This window comes from Streptomyces sp. NPDC057287, assembly GCF_042667905.1.
Taxonomy (GTDB): Bacteria; Actinomycetota; Actinomycetes; order Streptomycetales; family Streptomycetaceae; genus Streptomyces.
Map to the genome: position 1 here is coordinate 234,739 of NZ_JBHUYV010000011.1, position 22,122 is coordinate 256,860.

Annotated in this window: 15 protein-coding genes and 1 pseudogene; 9 read left to right on the plus strand and 7 right to left on the minus strand. The window is 70.2% G+C overall.

The window, feature by feature from the left end:
* Positions 1–8 precede the first annotated feature (8 nt).
* Entirely contained in the window at positions 9–1,607 is a 1,599-nt protein-coding gene (locus tag ACFUNE_RS22725; RefSeq protein WP_383570884.1) for an alkaline phosphatase D family protein, read from the minus strand.
* 346 nt (positions 1,608–1,953) lie between these two features.
* Here ACFUNE_RS22725 and ACFUNE_RS22730 point away from each other — a divergent pair, with 346 nt between their 5' ends.
* The 3 genes from ACFUNE_RS22730 to ACFUNE_RS22740 all read left to right on the plus strand — a co-directional run bounded on the left by ACFUNE_RS22730 (position 1,954) and on the right by ACFUNE_RS22740 (position 6,500).
* Positions 1,954–3,165 (plus strand): MFS transporter, encoded by a 1,212-nt coding sequence (locus ACFUNE_RS22730; RefSeq protein ID WP_383570886.1) that lies wholly within the window; start codon positions 1,954–1,956, stop codon positions 3,163–3,165.
* 162 nt (positions 3,166–3,327) lie between these two features.
* The gene (gene lysA, locus ACFUNE_RS22735) at positions 3,328–4,641 is read left to right on the plus strand and encodes a diaminopimelate decarboxylase (protein ID WP_383570889.1); all 1,314 of its coding nucleotides are present in this window, start codon (positions 3,328–3,330) and stop codon (positions 4,639–4,641) included.
* The gene (locus ACFUNE_RS22740; RefSeq protein ID WP_383570892.1) at positions 4,641–6,500 is read left to right on the plus strand and encodes an NAD(P)/FAD-dependent oxidoreductase; all 1,860 of its coding nucleotides are present in this window, start codon (positions 4,641–4,643) and stop codon (positions 6,498–6,500) included. Before lysA ends, ACFUNE_RS22740 begins: the two co-directional genes overlap by 1 nt.
* A 157-nt stretch (positions 6,501–6,657) precedes the next feature.
* On the opposite strand, the gene ACFUNE_RS22745 is transcribed toward ACFUNE_RS22740, so the two are convergent.
* Positions 6,658–7,878 (minus strand): metallophosphoesterase, encoded by a 1,221-nt coding sequence (locus ACFUNE_RS22745; protein WP_383570895.1) that lies wholly within the window; start codon positions 7,876–7,878, stop codon positions 6,658–6,660.
* 307 nt (positions 7,879–8,185) lie between these two features.
* Positions 8,186–8,419, minus strand: a pseudogene (locus tag ACFUNE_RS22750) (alpha/beta fold hydrolase); the annotation flags it as partial.
* Positions 8,420–8,593: 174 nt separating this feature from the next.
* On the opposite strand from ACFUNE_RS22750, the gene ACFUNE_RS22755 reads away from it, so the two are divergent.
* Positions 8,594–9,034, plus strand: coding sequence for an ATP-binding protein (locus ACFUNE_RS22755; protein ID WP_383570898.1), 441 nt, complete (start codon positions 8,594–8,596; stop codon positions 9,032–9,034).
* A gap of 666 nt (positions 9,035–9,700) precedes the next feature.
* Here ACFUNE_RS22755 and ACFUNE_RS22760 read toward each other — a convergent pair.
* The gene (locus ACFUNE_RS22760) at positions 9,701–9,874 is read right to left on the minus strand and encodes a CsbD family protein (RefSeq protein ID WP_383570901.1); all 174 of its coding nucleotides are present in this window, start codon (positions 9,872–9,874) and stop codon (positions 9,701–9,703) included.
* A 259-nt stretch (positions 9,875–10,133) separates the two neighbouring features.
* Between ACFUNE_RS22760 and ACFUNE_RS22765 the strand changes: the two genes are divergently transcribed.
* The gene (locus ACFUNE_RS22765; protein WP_383570904.1) at positions 10,134–10,757 is read left to right on the plus strand and encodes a LemA family protein; all 624 of its coding nucleotides are present in this window, start codon (positions 10,134–10,136) and stop codon (positions 10,755–10,757) included.
* Positions 10,754–12,319 carry a DUF2207 family protein gene (locus tag ACFUNE_RS22770; protein WP_383570907.1) on the plus strand — a complete coding sequence of 522 codons (1,566 nt, stop codon included), beginning with the start codon at positions 10,754–10,756 and terminating at the stop codon, positions 12,317–12,319. Before ACFUNE_RS22765 ends, ACFUNE_RS22770 begins: the two co-directional genes overlap by 4 nt.
* Before the next feature lie 124 nt (positions 12,320–12,443).
* Here ACFUNE_RS22770 and ACFUNE_RS22775 read toward each other — a convergent pair whose 3' ends face one another.
* Positions 12,444–13,631 (minus strand): PP2C family protein-serine/threonine phosphatase, encoded by a 1,188-nt coding sequence (locus ACFUNE_RS22775; RefSeq protein ID WP_383570910.1) that lies wholly within the window; start codon positions 13,629–13,631, stop codon positions 12,444–12,446.
* 240 nt (positions 13,632–13,871) lie between these two features.
* Between ACFUNE_RS22775 and ACFUNE_RS22780 the strand changes: the two genes are divergently transcribed.
* Positions 13,872–16,106 carry a serine/threonine-protein kinase gene (locus ACFUNE_RS22780; RefSeq protein WP_383570912.1) on the plus strand — a complete coding sequence of 745 codons (2,235 nt, stop codon included), beginning with the start codon at positions 13,872–13,874 and terminating at the stop codon, positions 16,104–16,106.
* A gap of 229 nt (positions 16,107–16,335) precedes the next feature.
* Here ACFUNE_RS22780 and ACFUNE_RS22785 read toward each other — a convergent pair whose 3' ends face one another.
* Complete coding sequence (locus ACFUNE_RS22785; protein ID WP_383570915.1) at positions 16,336–17,778, minus strand: glycoside hydrolase family 76 protein; 1,443 nt, start codon at positions 17,776–17,778, stop codon at positions 16,336–16,338.
* Positions 17,779–18,049: 271 nt separating this feature from the next.
* A complete protein-coding gene (locus ACFUNE_RS22790) occupies positions 18,050–19,273 on the minus strand; it encodes an alginate lyase family protein (RefSeq protein ID WP_383570918.1) in 1,224 nt (407 codons plus the stop codon).
* 296 nt (positions 19,274–19,569) lie between these two features.
* On the opposite strand from ACFUNE_RS22790, the gene ACFUNE_RS22795 reads away from it, so the two are divergent.
* Positions 19,570–19,983, plus strand: coding sequence for a hypothetical protein (locus ACFUNE_RS22795; RefSeq protein WP_383570921.1), 414 nt, complete (start codon positions 19,570–19,572; stop codon positions 19,981–19,983).
* An 82-nt stretch (positions 19,984–20,065) separates the two neighbouring features.
* The gene (locus ACFUNE_RS22800) at positions 20,066–22,024 is read left to right on the plus strand and encodes an acyl-CoA dehydrogenase (RefSeq protein WP_383570924.1); all 1,959 of its coding nucleotides are present in this window, start codon (positions 20,066–20,068) and stop codon (positions 22,022–22,024) included.
* Positions 22,025–22,122 lie beyond the last annotated feature (98 nt).

A 22,122-nucleotide genomic window follows, 5' to 3' on the forward strand; every position in this document is an offset into this window, starting at 1 on the left:
CCTGCTCCTCAGGCCTGGTGGACGGTGGGTACGCCGTCCTCGACGGCGAGGACGGTCCGGCTGCTCACCGTGCCGTCCTGGACGGTGACTCGGTCGCAGACACGGTGGTCGGCCAGCCAGAGGTCCGGGGTGACCTCGCAACTGACGTATCCACGCTGGAAGTTGCCGAACTTCATGTGCGGGTTCTCGTTGAGCAGCACGCGCCCCCCGGCGTCGAGGTCCTGTCCGTCGAGACCGGAGGAGATCGACGTGCCCACGAATTCGGTCGCCACCACGCGGGAGTCCGGGTCGTGGAAGTCGAGCGCGAGGTCGCTCGCGACGCTGCGGTGCAGGTCGCCTGCGAGGCTGACGACGTTGCGGACACCCCGGTCCGCGATGCCGCCGAGCAGCCGGTCGCGCGAGGCGCTGTACCCGTCCCAGGTGTCCATGGGCACGGCGACGCCCGGCCCGGACGCCGTGTCGAGCAGTGTGAGGGCCGTCTGGTGGCCGAGGACGTTCCAGCGGGACCGTGACTCGCCGAGTCCGTCGAGCAGCCAACGTTCCTGCGGGAAGCCGAGAATGGAGCGTGCAGGATCGGCGGTCGCGGCGTTCGGCGCCTTGGTGCCGTCCCCGTTGGCCTGGTCGTCGCGGTACTGGCGGGTGTCGAGCATCGAGAACTCGGCGAGGCGCCCGTAGCCCAGCCGGCGGTACAGCTGCATGTCGGGGCCCTGCGGGAGCCGTGCGGTGCGCAGCGGCATGTTCTCCCAGTAGGCGCGGAAGGCGTTCGCCCGGCGCACCAGGAAGTCGTCCGGGGTGGTGCCGTCGCCGGAGGCGAGGCCGGCCCAGTTGTTGACGACCTCGTGATCGTCGAAGACCACGATCCAGGGGGCGGACCGGTGGGCGGCCTGGAGGTCCGGGTCGAGCTTGTAGTAGGCGTAGCGATGCCGGTAGTCGTCCAGGGTCAGCGCCTGGCGCGTGTTGTGCTCGTCGCCGTCGCCCGGGCGGACACCCCGGTCGATGCCGAACTCGTAGATGTAGTCGCCGAGGAACAGCACCACGTCGTGGTCGCGGGCCGCGAGGTCGCGGTGCGCGGTGAACCAGCCCTCCCAGATGGCCTGGCACGAGGCGAACGCCAACGAGAGGCGCGGGACCAGCTGCTGAGGGGCGGGGGCGGTCTTCGTGCGTCCCACCGGGCTGATGAAGCCGCCGCAGCGGAACCGGTAGAAGTACTCGCGCCACGGCTCCAGGCCGCGGACGTCCACGTGCGCGGTGTGGTTGAACTCGGGGACCAGGCGGGCCGTGCCCCGCCGCGCGATCCTGCGGAACCGCTGGTCGAAGGCCACTTCCCACTGCACCGGGTAGGACCTGCGGTCCATTCCGCTGAACGGAGCGAGAGGGTCGGGGGCCAGCCGGGTCCACAGGACGACACCGTCGGGCAGGGGATCACCGGATGCGACGCCGAGGGTGAACGGGTCGTTCTTGAGGGGGGCGGCGGGAGCGGCGGAGGCTTCACCGCCACTGGGCAGGGCACCGGACAGGGCGAGAGCCGCGGCAGCAGCGGTGACGGTGACGAACCGTCGGCGTGTGGCTGCCGTGAGCGCTGGAGGCGGAGCGGGTCTGGAAGTCACCCACTCACCACAGCGGACCGCCGTGAACACGGAGCGTCCGACGGGAATCCGTCGACGGGCGATGAGCCGACGCCTTGCCTCAGGGCTCCGGCATGCCCGGGAGGCGGTCCGCACGGCCCGTCCGACGCCGCACGTACGTATCGCGTGTACGGGAAACCACGGACGCGCGGCGGCCCTTCGCCTGCAAGGGTTGCGGTCGGAACGACGGGCGTGCAGGAGGTGTGTGAACTGCGCGGAGCCCATGCTCCGGAGAGGGCGAGGCGACCGGTCAGGGGGGCCGGACCGGAGCGGGAGTCTCCGCCGGCCCCGTAGCCGCGGTAATGCGACCGAAAGCGACAGGACTCTGATGCATGCGACCTCGTTGGCGGTCGGGCCCGATCCGAAGCCCAGACTGTTCGCCACGCCCTGGTGGTGGCGGTGGGCACTCGGCACGTGCTTCGCCCGCATCACCGAGCCCATGGCCACGCTGGCCCTCATCAGCCTGGGCACCTTCGTCAGCGGCTATTCCTACGGGGCGTTCCTCGTGAGTGTGTACGCTTTCACCGGCGCGCTGACGGCGACCACTTCCGGGAAGCTGATCGACCGCGCCGCGCGCCCGCGACGTTTAGTCATGATCATGACGACGTCATCGTTCCTCCTCCACGTCGCCCTGGCCGCGTTCGGAACCTTCCGGCTCTCCTTGGTCCTGATCACCGTGACCACCGCACTGTGCGCCGCGCTGCCGGGAGGGATTCCCGGACTCTCGCGCTCGGTGCTCGTCAGGTACGCCGATCCACGTCTGCGGAACCTGGCGTTCTCATGGGACTCGATCATGACGGAGGCCGGCTGGATCCTGGGGCCGGTCGTCATCGCCGGTCTGACCCTGTCCGGCCTCCCGTGGGTGGAGGTCGTGGCCATGGCCGTCACCTTTCTCGGCGTCCAGCTTTTCCTCGGCCCGCTGGTCGGGGAAGGGAGGAGCGGGACGCTGCCCGACGTCCCGGAGCCCGCAGTCGGATCCCTGTGGTCGTACCGCACGGCATGGCCCGGCCTCGTCGACTCCGTTTCGGTCGGCATGGCGGTGACGGGGATCGTCTCGGTGCTTCCCGTCCTCCTGCCGGAAACCGGGGCGTCACCGGCATGGTCCGGAATCCTCGTCAGCCTTCTGGCCGGAACAGGCATCGCCGGAACCCTCTGCTACGGGAAGGCGGCGGGACGCATTCCGCTGCACATCACCGTCCAGTCACTTCTCACGCTCATCGGTGTGCTCACCTCCGTCGTCGCCCTGGCGTTCAGCGACAGCGCGCTGTCGGTCGCCGTGTGGGTCGGAGTGTCAGGATTCTTCATCACCCCTTTCAACACCCAGCGGTCGATCAGCCTGGAAGCCAGCATCCCCGCCGCACTGCACACCCAGGGATTCTCGGCACAGTTCGCCCTGTTCGGACTCGGATCCGCGGTCAGTGCCGGAATGCTCGCGCTGATCAGCGGCGTCACGGCGGCCCTGCTCGCCATCGCGGGATTCGCCCTCCTGATATCGGCCGCGACCCATGCCGCTGTGCGGAAAGAAATCTTCACGACATGAATCGGCGTGGGGCATTCAGTTGCCGCCTGCCCCACCGGACCCCGCGGCTACTGCCGGGACAGGGCCGGCGAGCGAGGTGTTCCGTGCCGCGCGGCGCCCGGCCGAGCGGAAATCTGAGAAGAGTCATGCGAGGAAACAGTGCATACATACGGTACGCAGACCGTGAACAGCCGTGGGCACCTGGAGATCGGGGGATGCGATGCGCTGGAGCTGGCGAAGACGTACGGAACACCGGTCTATGTGATCGACGAGACGGCCGTCCGTGACAGATGCCGTTCCTATCTACGGGCGTTCCGCTCGAACTGGCCCCGTGTGGACGTCGCCTACGCGTCCAAAGCGTTTCTGGTGGGCGAAATGGTGCGCCTCGCCACGGAGGAGGGCCTCAGTCTCGACGTCGTGTCGGCGGGCGAACTGCGCCTCGCGCTCTGGGCCGGTGCCCCGCCCTCGAAGATCACGTTCCACGGCAACTACAAGACCCGGGAGGACATCGATCTCGCGGTGCGCAGCCGTGTGCGGTCCCTGGTGATCGACTGCTCGGACGAGATCGACCTCATCGATCGCCGTGCCCGGGATCTCGGTCATGTCCAGGACGTCGACATCCGTCTCAACCTCGGGATCGACATCCACGCCGACCCCAAGTACACGACGGGCAGCCTGGAGTCGAAGTTCGGGCTCCGGGTCCGGGGCGGCGACGCGGCTGCAGCCGTCGCGAAGGTCCTCGAACGGGACAACCTCCGGCTCCGCGGCCTGCACTTCCATCTCGGTGCCCAGGTGCTGGACACCAAATATCACCGGCAGGCCCTCCACGACGTAGGTGAGTTCATCCGGGCGGTCGCCCCCGTCTCGTCGTGGAAGCCGGAGAGCATCACCGCGGGAGGCGGCATGGGGGTGAACTACGACGGGGCTTCCTCCCCGCCGTCGCCCGGGGAATGGGCACGGGACCTCCTGCCCGTCTTCAGTGAACAGGTCGCACCCCATTGCGCCCCGGACGTGGTGTTCGGGGTCGAGCCGGGCAGGTCGGTGATCGCCGAGGCCGGAACCACGCTGTACACGGTCGGTCCGACGAAGAGGAGCGGTACCCGCCGGCTCGTGGCGGTCGACGGCGGGCTCTCGGACAACCCGAGACCGATCATGTACCAGTCGGTGCACAACGTCGTGCTTCCGTCGAATCCCGAGCTGAGGGACGCGGAACTGCACGAGGTGACGATCTTCGGCCGGCACTGCGAGACGGACAAACTCATCGACCGCGTACGGCTTCCCGACCTGCCGCCCGGTGAGGTGCTGGCCGTTCAGTGCACGGGCGCGTACACGCACTCGATGTTCAACCAGCACAACCGGTTCGACAAGCCGCCCGTCGTCTTCGTCAGCGACGGCCGGTCCAGGCTCGTCGTACGCAGGGAACAGTTCTCGGACACGATCCTGACCGAGATGCAGAGCACGGCTGCCGGCTCGTCCGACCGACATGGGGAGAAATAGTGCGCTTTCTGGTCACCGTCCCCGTTTCCCCCTCCGCGGCCGGGTCACTGGCCGGGAGCGTCGTTCTGTGCCGTACGGATCTGCACACCGCGGAGGACAGCACCCTCGCGGGCGCGCTGAGCGAGATATGCCCGGACGTGCTCGTCACGGATCGCCCGATCGGGCGGGAGGTTCTACGCCTCTGGCGCGAAGCGATGCCCGAGCAGCCGATCGCGGTCGTTCGGCTCACGGAGTCCCACGGCACGCTCAGACGCCTCCCGACGATGTACGGGCGGCCGACCTCGGCGATCCTTCCGTTCAGCATTCCGATGTACACCGTCCCACGGCAGCCGGACTCCGGGGGCGGCGTCGACGAGGACGCGAGCCTGTTCGAGGCGCTTGCCGTCGCCGAGCGGTTCGCGCAGGACAGGGAACAGCTCACGGAGCCCTCCCAGGTCACGGCGCCACCGTCGGGGGCCGCGCCCGGAAGGGCGTCGGTCCTCTTGGTCGGCGGTGGCGTCGTGAACCTGGTCACCGCACAGTTGCTGCGTGCGGAAGGCTACGACGTCGCGATGGTCGACGCGGCACCCGACCCGAGGGCCGGGAGACCCTGGGCCGCGTACGGCGCCTCACGCGGCGGTGGCAACGCGCGCATGTTCACCTACACCGAAATGGACGACTACCACGCGAAGTCGGCCGCGGATTCGGATTGCATGACCCTCTTCGACCGGCCCCCCTCCCGGTCCGGCTGGGACGTCCGCCGCCACGGGGGCGAGGACGACCGGCAGTGGGTGCGGGACTTCCGGAGCGTGCAGCCCTGGCTGGCCAGGGCGTACAACGGGGACATCCTCGGGCTGAACAGGCGGGGCGGCGAGCTGTGGCAGACCTGGCTGCGCACCCGGCCGCATCTGTTCGACGACGTGGAACTGCGGCACGACATCCTGCGCCTCTACCAGGACGGGTCCCATCTGGAGGCCGCCCGCCATCGGCAGAACGCGGTGGGGGCGACCGTCGCCTCCTACGGGTCGGCCGAGGTGCGCGAGAGATTCCCCGCGCTGGCGCAGGCCACTCCTCACGCCTTCGCCGGCGGCATCGTCGTCGAAGGCTTCACGGTGAACGTGCACGACTTCATGGCCCGCCTCCTCGACGACCTGGAGGCAGGCGGAGTGCGCTTGCGTTTCGACCTGCGGGTCGAGGAGATCATGAGGGACGAGACGTCCGCGGTGACCGGGGTGCTGACCGCTGACGGCCCGTTGATCTACGACCACTACGTGGTGTCGCCCGGTGCCGGGAACGACGCGTTGCGCCGCCGGATCCCCTCCCTGCAGCAGGTGCACGGGGTCCTCGGCTGCTGGGCCACCGTCCCGAACGGCACCCCGGCTCTCGAACACTCACTGAAGGTGGCGCGGCGCGGCCACGTGGCGGAGGACGCGAACATCACCGTCGGCCGTGACGAGTCCGGGGAGAGCGTGTTGATGATCGGCTCCGGCTACGGGTGGACGGGAAGCGATCCGCGCAACATCGACGAGCGGAAGGTCGAGCACATCCACGCCGCCGTCGCGGACACGGTCGAGGTGCTGTTCCCCGACGCCTACGAGAAGATCGGTGGCCGCGACGGACTGCGCCTGACACAGAAGCACTGCGTACGCCCGTGGACCGCCTCGAACCTCGGAATCTTCGAGACGAGCGCTGCCGCGAACGGGGCCTTCGTCGTCACGGCCGGACACAACACCGGCGGCTTCGCCCAGGCGCCCGTCATCGCCGAAGCGGTCGCCCACGCCCTGCGCGGCGTCGGCCACCCCATGCACACCCTCTACCACCCGCTCCGCACCCAGCGCGTTCTCAACGCGATGGCCGGGCTCGGAGGAGCGTCCCACTGAACCGGGGGCGAGGGAGCGGTGGTCCGCACGTCGGAGCGCCGCCCCGCGCCCCCCTTCCCGGGCTTCGCCGCGCGCTGACGGGCGCACAGTCCTGGAGCCGGTGCGGACGACGGCCCGGCCGACCTGGCCGAGCACCCCGCGTGGTGGACGAGAGGCCCTATGACGAGGCGGGCGGCTGGGGGGAGCGGAGCACGAGCAGGGTGATCTCGCTGGGGGCGAAGACGCGGAAGGGCGGGCCCCAGAAGCCGGTGCCGCGGCTGGTGTAGAGGAGGGTGCGGGCGCCGTGGTGGCTGAGGCCCGCGACGGCCGGCTGGTCGAGGCGGACCAAGTAGTGGAAGGGCCAGATCTGACCGCCGTGTGTGTGACCGGAGATCTGGAGATCGACGCCGTGGGCTGCCGCACGGTCGACGAACGTGGGCTGGTGGGCCAGGAGGAGGACGGGAAGGTCGGCGTCGGCGCCGTCGAGGGCTCCGGCGAGGTGGGCGCGGTGGCCCGTCAGTCCGGAGGACTCGGCGGTGACGTCATCGACGCCTGCGACCACGAGGGTGTCGCCGCCGCGTTCGAGCAGCAGGTGACTGTTGCGCAGCGGCTCCCAGCCCAGCTCGTTCATCAGGTCGACCCACCCCTGGGCCTCGCTGTAGTACTCGTGGTTGCCGGTGACGTACACGCGGGCACGAGTCGCCTTCACGGTGCCCAGCGGGGCGGCCTGCGCGCGACGGCGTTCGGCCGTGCCGTCCGCGATGTCGCCGGTGTGGCAGACCAGGTCGGCTTCCAGGGTGTTCACCGTCTCGCAGACCCGTGCCGACCAGCGGGCACGGTCGAGCGGACCGTAGTGGGTGTCGGTGATCAGGACGACCCGGGTGCCGTCCAGTCCGGCCCCCAGGCGCGGGAGTTGCACGTCCAGCCGGCGCACGCGTGGCACGCGTCGGGCCTCGGCGTACCCCCAGGCGAGCAGCACGGCGGCTACACCGACGACGGCCCAGGTGACGATGCGCGCCCGGTCCTGTCCGTCACCGACACCGGCCACGGTCAGGGCGAGCCGGAGCAGTACACCGAGCAGGACGGACCAGGTGAACAGGACCCAGATGCTGCCCAGCAGCGTGTCACCGACGATCGCCGCCCGGTCCTGCTGGCGCCGACCGTGGCCGCGCACCATCGCGAGCGGCATACCCATCAGGCCGAGGGCGAACAGCGTGGTGCCGATCACCGCGACGGGGAGCGGCCAGTGCTGGCCGGTGTGCAGGAGAACCCAGCACGGCACTGCCCACAACAGGACGGGGGCGACCAGGGGGATGTAGCGCATCACGCGCCGCAGCCGGCTCGGTGGTTCCGCCTGCGCTTCACCGGCGGCGGATTGGGTGTTGTCGGTCTCGGTCACGCTACCCCTCCTGAGGTTCTGTCCGGCGGATCGTGCCCCTGGCGGACCCGGGTGGTGGCCGGGGCACAGTCGTCGTACCGGCCACCGCGGCCGCCCGGACGTGATCCGCCGTCCTTGGCCTGGTTCTGCTCCGGCCTCAGCTGCCGGAATCTCCTGGAGAGCTCATTGTCCGCCGTCGCGTCAGGGGCCGTGCGCCCGGGTTCGGTTCGTTCCTGCGGTCCGGCGACGAGCGCGCGGGTCGGTCGGGCCGAGCGGTCACGGTCCCGCTGCGCTCGGGGAGCCCTCACCCGCCGTTGCCCTGGTGCGGTCAGCTGCCGGCGGGTAGCTGCCGGGCGAAACGACGGACAGCGTCGGTGAAGGCATCGGGATCGTCGAAGTTCGCGAGATGTCCTGCCCGCGGGATCAGTTCGACGCGGGCGTTCGGATGCGCGCGGGCGAAGGCCTGCTCGCCGGAACGGAAGACGGTGTCCTTCTCGCCGTTCAGGAGGAGCACGGGAGCGGCCACATGACGCATCGCACCCGCGTCGAAGCGGCCGAGCAGTCCGGGTGCGTGCTCCTCTCGGAGCGGGTCAGGTGCACGTTCCCGGGCGTCCCCGGATCCCGACCCGATCCCGCTTCGGCTTCGGGCTCCGGTACGCCGACGGGTGGGTGCACCGGGGTGTGCCTCGAAGGTGGGGGTATAGGGGGTAAGGGAGAGCCGAGTGAAGGAGATTCGATGACGAAGGACACGTCGCTGCGCGCGGTGGGATGGGCGCAGTCGTTCCCGGTGTCGCAAGGGGTGCGCGCCGGCCGTCGATGGACGCGGGAGCACCTGGCGTCCCTGGAATGGGCCGAGGACGCCCCCGAGACGGTGGACGCGATCCTGCTCAGCGTCTCCGAGCTGATCACCAACGCCCACGTGCACGCGCACAGCGACGCGCAGCTGGTCCTCACCTGGGACAGCCACTGCCTGCACGTGAGTGTTCATGACTCCGATCCCGTGCCCCCCGCCAAGCAGCCCGAGGACCACACGACGACCGGGGGGCGCGGACTGGCCATCGTCGACGCGCTCGCCGACGGCTGGGCCACGCATCCGCAGGCGTCGGGCAAGACCGTCACCGCCTGCTTCCTACCCCCGGGTGCTGCGAAGCCCGAGCACGGTGGGGACGTCAGCTGACTCCCGGGCGCAAGTGACCCGCTGCGGCGGGAGGAGAACCGGGATGAAGTGCGACCCGGTCCCATTTGGCGGACGCCTCGCGACGGTGTGGCCCGAGACCTGCGTGGTCCGGCAGAGCCGTTGCCACACACGTCGAACCGTCAACCACGACCGGCGGTGCGAAATGCCCCTGGGCCCGCAACTTACTGGCCCCCACGTCGATCTTCGGTGACTCGTCCCGATGACGATTCTTCCCGGGCAGGTGGCCGTCACACTGCCGCTGGCGCCGCGTTCGATGATGGGTGATTCCTTGTACTGGAACGTGATGTCGGAGACAGGCGCTGACCGGTGTGCCTGCTCCCTCTCCACAAACGAAATAGCACCGGCGAGGTTGCTGATTTACGGAAGCTTGCGGTGCGAGTGGAAATGGTGACGGATTGATCCCAGGCCATTTTGATGGGCGGGCGAAACGGAAAGGCCTATCGGAATGGGACGTTCGTAGCGGACATCCGGCAGGATCAGCGACGACCTGCACGTTCATCCCCGTGAGTGCGGCAGGAACGGGTAACCGAAGAGGCCCCCGAGCAAGGTGATCGAGACGTCAGAGATCTCGATCAACAGCGCTCGGGGGCCTCGCTCTTCGCCATTCACGACCCATCACCCGGTCGGTGGTCAAAGCGGAGAAGCTCAGTGTTTGAAGGCGTCCTTCGCCTTCTCCTTCGCCTGGCGGGTGTCGCCCTTGGCCTGGTCGGCCCTGCCTTCGGCAGTAAGGCGTTCGTTCCCGGCCGCTCGGCCGGCAGCCTCCTTGACCTTGCCCTTGGCCTGCTCGGTCTTCGCCTGGGCCTTCTCATCGGCAGCCATGTCGTTCACACCTTTCTCTGCTCGGCATCCGGAACACCTCTCGTGTCACCGATGACAGCGCGTGCAAACACCGCGGGGGGGGACGAGTTTCTCCGCGCTCGTCTGTCATCGGAGGAATCGGAGAATCGGAGGAATGGGTCCTGATCGCGGAGCAGTGTGTGTGTCGACGACGATCGCCGCTGACGCGGACCACCGACGCGGGCACGCGGGTCCCAGGGGTGAGCGCTCCCCGAGCCGTGCGGGGCGTCGACGGCCGAATATGATCACGTCGATCGGCCAGGGGGGCCGGATCTTCACGGCCTTTGGGGGCGACACTGTGGGTGTCATCGCGGGTGCGGTTGTTGTGGTCTTCGTCGTTGTCTGCGGGTGGTGGGTCGTTCGGACCTACAACCGGCTCGTCCGGCTACGGAACCAGACGCAGGCTTCGTGGGCGCAGATCGATGTGCAGTTGAAGCGGCGCCATGAGCTGATACCGAATCTCGTCGAGGGGGCGCGAGGCTACGCCGCTCACGAGCGCGGCACTCTCGAAGCGGTCACCGCCGCGCGCGGGGAGGCCATGGGCGGCGGGCTCGGTGTCACGGACCGGGCAGCCGCCGAGGACGCGCTCACCGCGACGCTGGGGAGGCTGTTCGCGCTCGGGGAGAGCTATCCGGAGCTCAAGGCGGATCAGCACTTCAGCACGGTGCAGGCCGAGTTGACGTCGGCGGAGGACAAGATCGCGTACGCGCGACAGTTCTACAACAGCGCCGTGCAGAGCTACCACACCGCCCTCGAGAGCTTCCCGGGGAACGTCGTGGCCGGGCTGGGCGGCGCGCATGAGCGGCGGGAGTACTTCGAGGCCGCCGGTGTGGCGCAGGATGCCGTCCGGGTGAGGTTCGCGTGACGCTCACCGAACAGCTCTACTGGGGCGGCGCCGGCCTGATCGTGCTCTGGCTCGTCGCCTTCGGGATCGCGCTGACCGCCACCCGCAACGGCGCGGTCACCCCGGAGCCCGCGACCCAGGAGTTCGGGACCGACCCCGAACCGCCCGCCGTGGTCGCCCTGCTCGGCAATCACTGGCGGGGCGTTGAGCATGCCGCCGCGGCCACCCTGCTGGACCTCGCCGCCCGCGGACTGGTCGAGCTGCGGCAACCGGGCGACGACCCGGCCCGCGGCACCGTTCACGTCACCGAGGCCGGCCGGGCGGCGCCGGTGCTGATGCCCTACGAGCAGCGGGTCCTGGACCGCGTCACCGCCAGGGCGGCGAACGGCGGCGCACCCATCGGGGCGATCGCCTTCCGCGACGAGAAGCGCGCCGCCGCCTGGAACGCGGAGCTGCGCCGGGAGGTCGTCACCGACGCCCGGCTGCGCGGCCTGTCCCGGTACCGGTTCGCTCCGTTGCTCGTCAGCGCGTTGATGTTCCTGGCCTTCGGGCCTGGCGCGCTGTTCGCCGTGGCCGCGATCATGGGAGGGCACGGCGTGCGCGCCGCACTCTGCGTCGGCGCGGCTCCGTTCGTCGCACTGATCTTCCTGCTCGGCAGGTCCCTGGGCGAACGGGCGACACCGAAGGGGCTCGAACGTGCCGGGCATTGGGCCGGACTGCGAACCTGGCTGACGGCGCACGAGGACTTCGCCCAGCTGCCGCCCGCATCCGTGACGGTGTGGGACCGCTATCTGGCGTACGGGACCGCGCTCGGCGTCACCACCCTGACCGGCCGGCTCCTCGGCTTCGACTCCGGAGACCGGCGACGCGTCTGGTCCTCGTACGGAGGGACCTGGCGCCCGGTGCGGATCCGCTACCCGCGGCTGCGCCCCGGCTTCGGTGTCTCGACGCGCCGGCTGCTGCATCTGGCGGCAGCGGCGGCCGTGGTCGCGGTGGGCTTCTGCGCCTTCGCCGTACTGAGGCAGCCCGACTGGGTGGTCGCGGTCGACGAGGGCTCGCTGCGCAGGCCGGGGGTGGTGCTGAGCGCCGTCTGGGTGGGCGTGGCGCTGCTGGCCCTCGTGGTGGCCGACCTGTTCCGCCTGTGGACACTGTTCGTCGCGTTCCTGGCGACGATGCCCGGAAACTTCGCGAGCGGCAGCCACGGATGGTTCAGGGACACGGCGGTCCACGAGGGGCCTGTTCCTGCCGAGTTGGCGGTGATCACGGTCTTCGGTGCGGTGGCGGTCTACTTCCTGGCACTCGCCTGTCTGGAACGGCGGGAGCCCGACACGATCACCGGTGAGGTGCTGCGGATGGAGTCGCGCAAGGGCAGGAACGCGGCTCGGTTCCTGGCCCTGGACGAGGGGAGGACGGACCTGACCATCGCATGGGCGCTGCCCGCGGCCTCGCAGGGCATCGCGACCGGCGCCCAGGTGCGGCTGAGGGTCTCCCGGGGCACCCGCACCGTCCGCTCCGCGGAGCTGGTGAGGGCCGCGATGCCGGAGGGCGACCGGGCGAAGGCCGCCGAGCCGGGCAAGTCCTGAGCAGCAGGATGCTTCCGGAGCGCCTCCGTGGTGAGGCGCTCCGGAAGCCTGCCCGGGTGGGAGGGCCGGCAGTCCGAAGAGCAGTGCCGACGGCTGGTTCGCCGTCGGGGCTCCGGAGCCCCACTCATCCAGCGGAGCCGGTGCGCCCCTCGGCGCCGTGCCAGTCCAGTATGACGACAGTGGCATCGTCCTTGAGGTTGCCCCGGCAGGCGTCCAGTACCGCTGTGGTCAGGGCGCGGACGGCTTCCCTGGGATGCGAGGCGCGGGTGTCGACCAGGAGAGAGGCCAGGTCGACGACCGCGGCACCACGTTCCTGCATGCCGTCGGTGAGCAGGACCAGGCGGTCGCCGGGGTGCAGCTGAAGCTCCTGGAGCTGGTAGGAGGTGGGCGCGGCGACTCCGAACGGCAGGTTCACGGCGAGCTGGACCTCCTCGACCTCGGTGGCACCGGCCCGCAGACGCAGCGGCCAGGGGTGTCCGGCGTTGACCAGTTCGCAGGTGCCCGTCTCCAGACGGATGCACATCAGTTGTCCGGTGGCCAGTCCACGACTGTGGGTCAGCAGGGCCTCGTGAGCGCGATGGGCCTGGTGCAGCGCGTCGCACCCCGTGCGGCGGGCGCCGCGCAGCGCAGCTGTGACCAGCGTGGCCAGCAGAGCGGAATCGGTGTCGTGGCCCATGGCGTCGGTGATGGACAGGTGCAGCGTGTCCTGATCGAGGGTGTAGTCGTAGGTGTCACCGCCGATGTCGTCCGCCGGGACCAGACCTGCGGCGAGGGTGAACTGGGGGGCCTCGCAGCAGGAGGCCGAAGGGAGCAGCTGATGCTGGATCTCGGCGGCCAGACTGGTCCGGGTGGTGCGGCGGCCGGCGTGGTACAGGTCCGTGAAGCGGCGGTCCGTCACGATGATGTAAGCCAGCGCGTGGGCCGCTTCGCTGATCTGTCCGAGCACGGTGTCGTCGGCGGACTGCAGGGTCACCTCCAGCACACCGATGCAGTCACCGCGATTGCTCACCGGCGAGATCACCCGCCGTCCGCCCTGACTGTCCGGCTCCACGTGCTGGCGCTGGCTGCGGAGAACCGTGTCGTAAATACTGTCCTGCAAGCAGATCTGCTCCGCAGTGTCCGTCATGTCACCCTCGGCGGGTGCGGTCAGGCGCAGCAGGCGCTGCCCCATGAGATCGACGAACAGGAACGACACGCTCTCCGCTCCGAAGCGCTTGCGCAGATCGTGCGCGATCACGCCGACGGACTCCCCGGGCGGCGCGGACTCAGCGGCGGCCAGAAGCTCGCCGAGTTCCAGATCTCTGCCATCCATGGCAACCTCCCATCATCTGTCGCCACTTATTCCCCGGGTTTCGCCGAGCTCACCCGATACGTTCTTCCCGCCGTTCCGCAGTGCCCTCCAAACCTCCTCGTGCGCGGCTGGGAGCACGCCCGGGCTCCCTGTTCGTCACCCGCTTCGCCCCGCCGTACTGCACTGCGGCTAGTTTGTGTGCAGGACAGGTACGCAGGCCCGTGGTGACAGAGGTGCACGGGGGACGGGAGGTCGGGAAGAGTGTCGCTGCGCGGAGGTGACCCAGCCGAGATCGGTGGCTACCCGCTCGAGGCGCGGCTCGGTTCGGGTGGCATGGGCACGGTCTTTCTGGCCCGTACGAGCTCGGGGCGGCCCGTCGCGATCAAACTGATCCACCAGCAGTTCGCGGGGGACGAAGAGTTCCGCATCCGTTTCCGGCAGGAGGTGGCGGCGGCGAGGCGGGTGAGCGGCGCGTTCACCGCCGCCGTGGTCGACGCCGCTCCCGAGGCCGAGCAGCCGTGGATGGCGACGACCTACATCGAGGGGCACACGCTCGCCCAGCGCATCGCCGCGGAGGGCCCGCTGGACGGAGCGGAGCTGAGACGGCTGGCCATCGGGCTGGCGGAGGCGCTGCGCGACATCCACCGGGCCGGGGTCGTCCACCGCGACCTGAAGCCTTCGAACGTCGTCCTCTCGCCGGAGGGCCCGCGCGTCATCGACTTCGGCATCTCGCGCGCCGCGGACCAGCAGACACTGACGATGACCGGGCGGGTCATCGGTACGCCGCCCTTCATGTCGCCGGAGCAGTTGCAGGCGCCGCGCGGAGTGGGGCCGCGGTCCGATGTCTTCTCGCTGGGGACGCTGCTGGTGTACTCCGCGACGGGCCACGGGCCCTTCGACGCGGACAGCCCGTACATGACGGCGTACCAGGTGGTGCACGAGGAACCCTCCCTGGGCGCCGTGCCGCCGGCGCTGCGCGCGGTCGTCGAATCGTGCCTGGACAAGGAGCCCGAGGGGCGTCCCTCGGCGGACGAACTCCTGGTGCTGCTGCGGGACCTGCCTGCCGACCTCGGTGGAGCCGGCCCGGGCGGGGCCGGCGCGGGCTGCACCCGCGACATGATCACCGAACAGCACCTCGCGACGCCGGACACGCCGGCGCCGGCTGCCCCTGCCACCGCCCCGGCCGCTCCCGGTGCGGGGAGCACCGGCACCCCCGTCGGCCGCCGTCTGCGCCGTCGTTGGCGTCCCGTGCTCGCGACCGCGGTCGCGGTGGCAGCGATCGGCGGGGGAGTCGCCGCGCTGACGGCGGGCGGCTTCGGGGGGAACGACGACGGCAACAGCGTCGCGGCGCCGGGTGCCGCACTTCCGGCGGGCTTCGAGCCGTGGCGCACGACCGTGCCGGGCGGTCGCGAGGACATCCCCGACGAGCTGCGCTGTGTCGCGCGCGGCGACGCGCTGTTCTGCGGGGGCGGAAGCGTCCTCGCGACCCGTATCAGGCCCGGGGACGGCTCGCGGGTGTGGACGGCGAAGAGCCCGGGCGTCCCCGTCCAGGGCATGCACCTGGTGGGAGCCACCGACGACACGGTCCTCGGTTACCGCTTCGCCGCACAGGACGCTCCGCAGGGCGCCCCCAGCGAGGTGGTGGCCATCGACGCGGACAGCGGCCGGGAGCTGTGGTCCGTGCCGTCCGGCGCCGAGTCGGCGGCTGTCACGGGCCGGAGTCAGGACGCGCTCGTGGTCGGCTCCGCCGTCGTGACGGTCGACGCCTCCAACTCCCGCTTCGAGGCCCGGGACGCGCACAGCGGTGAGGTCACCTGGACGACGCCGTTCCCGGCGGATACGCAGTGCGCTCCCGTTCCGGTCGGCCCTCAGCTCCTCGCGATGTGCGCGACCCACGCGGAGGTGGACGCCTTGGAGGTGCGCCACCCCACCCTGTACGCGGTCGACCGCGCCTCGGGGACACTCGGCAGGCCCATCGCGGTCGACGGCCCCGCCGTGCCGATGGGCGTCGCCGACGGCAGGCTCGTACTCCTTCAGGAACACCGGGAGGGACCGGCTCTGGCCGGCTACGACGCAGTGGCGCGGGTCGACCCGGACTCACGGAAGGTCACGTACTCCCGGCTGGCCAGGACGTACGCGGGGACGCCCGGTATGGCGGACGGCACCGTCTACGTGAGCGGGCAGACCGGTCTCGTCACGGCGCTCGACCCCGCGAGCGGCCGGAAGAAGTGGTCTCGGCAGACGGGCGTGGAGGGGGCGTCGGGCCCTGTCGAGGGCGCCGACGCACTGTACTTCAGCTCGGCCACCGGCCGGGTCGTCGCGCTGTCGCCTTCCGACGGCAGCACCTTGTGGACGACGGATCCGCAGGCCGACGGCCTGACGGGGGAGCAGGGCGCAAGTCCGCGGGTGACCGTCGCGGGGGGTGCCGTGATCGTGGCCGCGGCCAAGAACACCCTCTTCGCCTTCGACGCGCAGAAGCCGCCGAAGTCGGGCTGACCGGGCGGGCCCCGGAGTCCGGCCGCCTTCCTGGCGGTGCGGTCGTCCCGGCGGTTCACCCGGCCGCCCGCGCAGCCGGCGACGAGGCCGCCCACAGGCCCCCGGATGAGCCGGCGAGCGGCCGTCGTGTGTCGGCCGCCCGCCGTCCGGGCCGGCCAGGACGGCGGGCCGTCGAGTACAGCAGACGTGGCGGCGGACGCGCCCGCCTCTTGCGGGCGTCCTGGCCTCGTCAGCCGGTGGCGGCGTTGAGGAGGTCGAGAACGCTCTGCTGGCAGCCGTAGTCGGTGGTGCCGTTCCCGCCGTTCCAGTGCGGGCCGTACTGGTCGAGGGCGTTGCGGTCGCGGTCGTAGGCGCTGTTCGCCCAGCGGGTGAGGGCCGGGGCGTAAGGGCGGCCGGACAGCTGACGGTTGAGCGCGCCGAGGCCGCGGACGTAGGCGCCCTTGAAGCTCGGACCGTCGCCCGTGCAGCTGTCGCCCTCGCCGGGCTCGCGCAGTACGCCGTCCGTCTGGAGCCGTACCGTGGAGGCGTCGGCCAGTCCGCGCGCCGTCGTCAGGAGGCCGGAGTCACCGGTGGCCTTGTGGAATTCGGTCAACGCGCCGAGGATGACGCCCTGGTTGTAGGTCCAGGTCGTCTGGCCGTTGTTCGCGCAGGCGTCATCGAGACCGTCGTTGATCATGTGGTCACCGTTGATCATGCCGCTGTTGCGGAACCAGTCCCATTCACTCCTCGCCCGGTTCAGATACGTGGTGTCTCCCGCGATGCGGTTGTGCAGGGCCGAGGTGAGCTGGAGGAACAGCTCGTTGGTGATGGCGTTCTTGTAGTTGCCGTTCGTGCTCCAGCGGACCCCGCCACCACAGGTGTTGTTCCAGTTCGCGTACATGTGGTCCGCGTCGGCCCGCGCGGTGTCGAGGTACCGGCGGTCGCCGGTGAGATCGTAGGCGGCGATCCAGGCCAGGCCCCACCAGCCGGTGTCGTCGAGGTACTCGTTGCGGAACTGGCCTCCCTGCGCGTTGATGTTCTTGTCGTAGGTCGCGGCGACGGCGTAGGTGTAGCTGCCCATGCCGCTGATCCGGCTGTTGTCGATGATCGCGGTCAGCGCGTTGGCGCCGGTCCACCAGCCGTTGCCGCCGAACAGCTTGCTGCTCCGGTCGAACGACATCATCAGCGCGGTGGCCGCCGCGGTGCTCCGGCTGCCGGCGTTCCAGGTCGTCCGTGCCCAGGGCGTGCACGCGATGGCCCCGCCGGCCGGCTGCCCGCAGGCCCGCAGTGCCCCGACACCCTGGGTGTTCCAGTCGTCGACGTTGTACATCTGGGTGCGCCAGCCTCGCCCCCCGGAGGGCACCGCGGTGTCGCCGAGGCGGCTCCCCGCGGCCCAGGTCCGGCCGCCGTCCATGGACCGGTCCAGCCACACCCGGTCGTCGGGCCCTCCGTTGTCGATGGACGCCCAGCCCATCGCGTCGGTGTCGTCGAAGTGCAGGGCGACCGATCGCGAGGAGACGGTGGCGGTGACGGGTACACGGTCCTGTGGGCTCAGCGCCGGGTCCCGTGCGTCGCAGTACCTGTTGCACACGGCCGTCGGTGCCGCGGCGGCGGGAGGTGACGGCAACCCGCCGACGAGAAGGGCAGACAACGTTGTCAGAGCGGCGGCCGAGGTGAATCTCAGTGACTTCATGGGGGAGCTCCCGATACGTCTGGTCGCGGTGGGGGATGCCGTGCGGGTGCAGGAGAGCGCTCTCAGAAGTTAGCCAAGCGGCATGGCCACGTCAACGGATTGGGCCGACGGCGGGTGGTCGCGTCGTGACTGGAGCCCGGACGGCACGTCCGTGCCGCCGAGTGTCGGGCGAGCGGAGAACGCCGAGGCCACGCCAGTGGCCCGGAAGCGATGAGGGAGCAGAGTGTGACAGCACCACCCTGCTCCCCGACGCCCGGCGTCGTGTGACGCCTCAGGACGCGTTGTCCCCCTGGGTCAGGGTCTCCCAGGCCACGAAGAGGTTGTTCGTCCCCATCGGGCGCCCGGCCAGGGTGTAGGCCTCGGTGTTGCTCATGGCGTTTCCGAGCCGGTTGTGCAGCGCGTTGAAGCCGACCTCGGTGACGGGGCCGAGCCCGCGGTTGATGCTGCCTCCGCACAGCCAGGACGGCGGGCTGTTCAGTTCGTACGTGGCGTGGAAGCCCAGAGCGTGCCGAATCCGTTCACCGAACTCCGGATACAGGTCCTGGCCCTGGATGCGAGAGGTCTCGGCCACCTGGGACATGGCTGCGATGCCGTAGCCGGTGTGGACGAAGTCGCGGCAGGTCTCCTGGGCGAGCCCGTTCACGAATGTGGTCTGGTTGTGCCAGTAGCCGATGATCTCGTCGCGGGTGTCGCGCCCGTCTCCCGGCTTCGTGCGCGGCAGGGCACCGTCCGAGGCGAGGTAGACGAAGGCGGGCACCCGGTTGCGGTAGAGCGACACCGCTCTGTCGTAGATGCCCTTGTCGTCGAGGAAGACCCCGATGCCGATGATGGCCTGGGTCATGCTCAGCTCCCAGTTGCCGTTGGAGTTCGAGCCGTTCTGGATCTCCGGGTAGTAGACGTCGCGCAGCATGGTGCCGAAGCGGCCGGAGTTGGGCCAGTTGCCGTAGACGTGCTTGATGATCTCGGCGGCCTTGGGCCATGAGGAGGCCGCCCAGGCGGTCTGCAGCGGCGCGTTGCTGTTGGTGTGGTCCCGGACGGTGGCCGACCAGGCGTCCATGATCTGGATCGCCTTCGCGGCGTGAGCGGCATTGCGGGTGACGTACCAGGCCAGGGCGTGGGTGTACGCCGCGATCGCGTCCTCACGCTCGTCCGTGCAGCCGTAGTTGGGATTCGAGTACGAACCGCACTCGACGACGGCGCGCGGGTGGGGGGTGTACGAGAGGGAGGCGTACCGCGAAGCCATCATCTGGCCGTAGGCGGCTGCCTGGGGAGCGGTGCCCGCGTTGACGCGGCTGCGCATGGTGTCCAACTGGGCCCGGCTGACGCCGACGCCGGGGTGGGTGAACGCGGCGGGGGCGGCTTGCGAGGCCGGAACGGCGCCGGATGCCGCGCGCGCGGCATCCGGCTGCGCCGCCGAGGCCGGCAGGGCGAGGAGGCCGGCCAGCAGCCCGCCCAGCACTGCTGTCAGGGTCGATCTCAGGAATCCGCTTCGCATGGGGGGTGTGCCTTTCTACCGAGAGGACGTTCCTGTATGTGAACACTTCCTGCGGACGTGAATGGTCGATGCCTTCAGGAAGCTAACGGCATGCCATGTGCGCGTCAAGGTCTAGACCTGCGTGACCGCACATCACCGACCGGGAGCCCCTCGGATCGAACCCCCGTCGGGTCCCGCGGTGGTTCCCGGCCGACGACCGGCCGGTCCGGAGTGCCGAAGCCTTCGTGCCGCTGTCCCCGGGCACGTACGATCCTCGCCGGAGCAAGCGAGCCGGACAGGACGAACGGGGATTTCTCATGCAGTGGACCGCCCGCCAGGAATTCGACCGCTGGGCCGGACGGCAGCAGGGCTGGGGCCTCGGCCTCATGGCCGTCGCAGCGGCCCTGTTCCTCTGGCTGGGCTACCTCTTGCTGATGCCGTTCAGTGTGGACAGTGACTCCTTCGGTGAGATCGCTTGCGACGCACCGGTGTTCTACGACAGCGAGGCCACGCCGTACAGCCAGAGCACGCCCAAGCTGTGCGTCGCCGAGCGCGACTGGCCGGAGCTGCTCGCGCTCGGCGCCCTCGCCGTGCCGCCGGCCGTGGCGGGCGCGGCCCTGTTCGTGAGCGGGAGCGCACGCAAGCGGGTGAGCGGCCATGTCTTCCGCATCCTCGAGATGCAGGATTCCGAGGAACGCGCACGGCAGAAGGCCCGCCCGAAGAAGGCCTGACCGCCGGGCGTCGCGGACACCGTCGCTCTCCGGGGGTGCGGGGTACCTGCTTGATCGTCCCCGGGCGGGGTAGCGAACGTGCATGGCTACCGACAGATCCACTGCTGCGAGCGGCTACGTGCAGCCCGAAGTCGACGTCCGGGCACTGACGGACGTGCTCGACGGCGAGTACGCCGAGATCCGCGACCTCGTCCGCACCAACCTGGCGACCTACGCCTCCGTCCTCGAGGAGGCCGACGAGCTCGGCTTCGACGCGTTCCGTGAGCGGGTGCGCGAGGTCGTGGTCGAGATGGCAGCGACGGGGCAGACCGGCATGGGGTTCCCGGGCGAGTACGGCGGTGGCGGCGACATCGGAGCCTCGATCGCCGCGTTCGAGACGCTCGCCTTCGGGGACCTCTCGGTGCTGGTCAAGGTCGGCGTGCAGTTCGGACTCTTCGGCGGCGCGATCCTGCATCTGGGCACCGCACGCCACCACGACGCGTATCTGCCGGACCTGATCACCGGGCAGCTGATGGGCTGCTTCGCGATGACCGAGACGGGGCACGGCTCCAACGTGCAGGCGCTCGGCACCGTCGCGAGGTACGACGCCGCGGGCCAGGAGTTCGTCATCACCACCCACGGCGACCAGGCGCGCAAGGACTACATCGGCAACGCGGCACGTCATGGCGAACTGGCCGTCGTGTTCGCGCAGCTGGAGGTGGGCGGGAAGTCCGAGGGCGTGCACGCGTTCGTGGTGCCGATCCGGGCCGGGGGTGAGGTGGCGCCCGGTGTGCTGATCGAGGACGACGGCCGCAAGATGGGTCTCAACGGAGTGGACAACGGGCGCCTGTCGTTCGACGGCGTCCGGGTGCCGCGAGAGGCCCTGCTCAACCGCTTCGCCGACGTGACCGCCGAGGGCGTCTACGAGAGCCCGATCGAGAACCCGAACCGGCGCTTCTTCACCATGCTCGGCACTCTCGTGCAGGGCCGGGTCAGCGTCGGCGGGGCCGGGGTCAACGCCGCCAAGGTCGCCCTGGCGATCGCCACGAAATACGCCGTGCGGCGCCGGCAGTTCGAAGCGGCCCCGGACGCGGAGGAGCAACTGCTCCTCGACTACGGCCTCCACCAGCGGCGCCTGCTGCCGCTCATCGCCCGTACGTACGCGTTGCACTTCGCGCAGGACGTCGTGCGCACACAGCTGCACGAGGTCTTCTCCGGCATCAAGGACGACGCCTACGCACGGCGCCAGCTGGAGTCACGTGCCGCCGGGACCAAGGCGCTCGGGACCTGGCACGCCACCCGGGTCGTCCAGGAGTGCCGGGAGGCGTGCGGCGGCGCCGGCTACCTCGCCGTCAACCGGTTCGCCGCGCTCAAGAGTGACAGCGACATCTTCACCACCTTCGAGGGCGACAACCACGTCCTGCTGCAGCTGGTGGCCAAGGGCCTGCTCACCCATTACGCGAGCGAGTTCGAGGACCTGGACCAGCTCGGCATGGTCCGCTACGTGACCGGCCTCGCCGTCGAGACGGTCATAGAGAAGACGTCGGCCCACAAGCTGCTCGAACGGGTGCGTGACCTGCTGCCCGGCGGTGACGAGTGGGACCAGGAGGCAGGGCTGCTCGACTCGGAGTACCACCTCGCCATGCTTCGCTACCGCGAGGAGCACATGCTCGCCGGAGTGGCCCGGCGCCTCAAGCGCGGGATCGACCAGAAGCGCAATCCCGGCGTCGTCTTCTCGCAGGTCCAGGACCACGTCATCGCGGTCGCCCACGCACACGTCGAGCGGCTGGTGCTGGAGGCGTTCGTCGACAAGCTGGGTGCGCTGCCCGAGAGCGGCAACAAGGTCGCGCTGGGCCTGCTGTGCGACCTGTTCGCCCTGTCGACGATCGAGGCGGACCGGGCCTGGTTCATGGAGCACGGACGGCTGACCGTCCAGCGGTCCAAGGCGATCAGCCGCGAGGTGAACGACCTCTGCCGCAAGATCCGGCCCCTCGCCGTCGAGTTCGTCGACGCCTGGGGCATCCCGCCCGAGATGCTGCGCGCGCCGGACCTGGTGGGCTGATCCGGCACGACCGGACCGGCCGAGCCGGGACGCGCGCCCGGGAGCCTCACGAATGCCTGGGCCGGTCGCTGTGCCCCACCGGAGGGGTGGGGCACAGC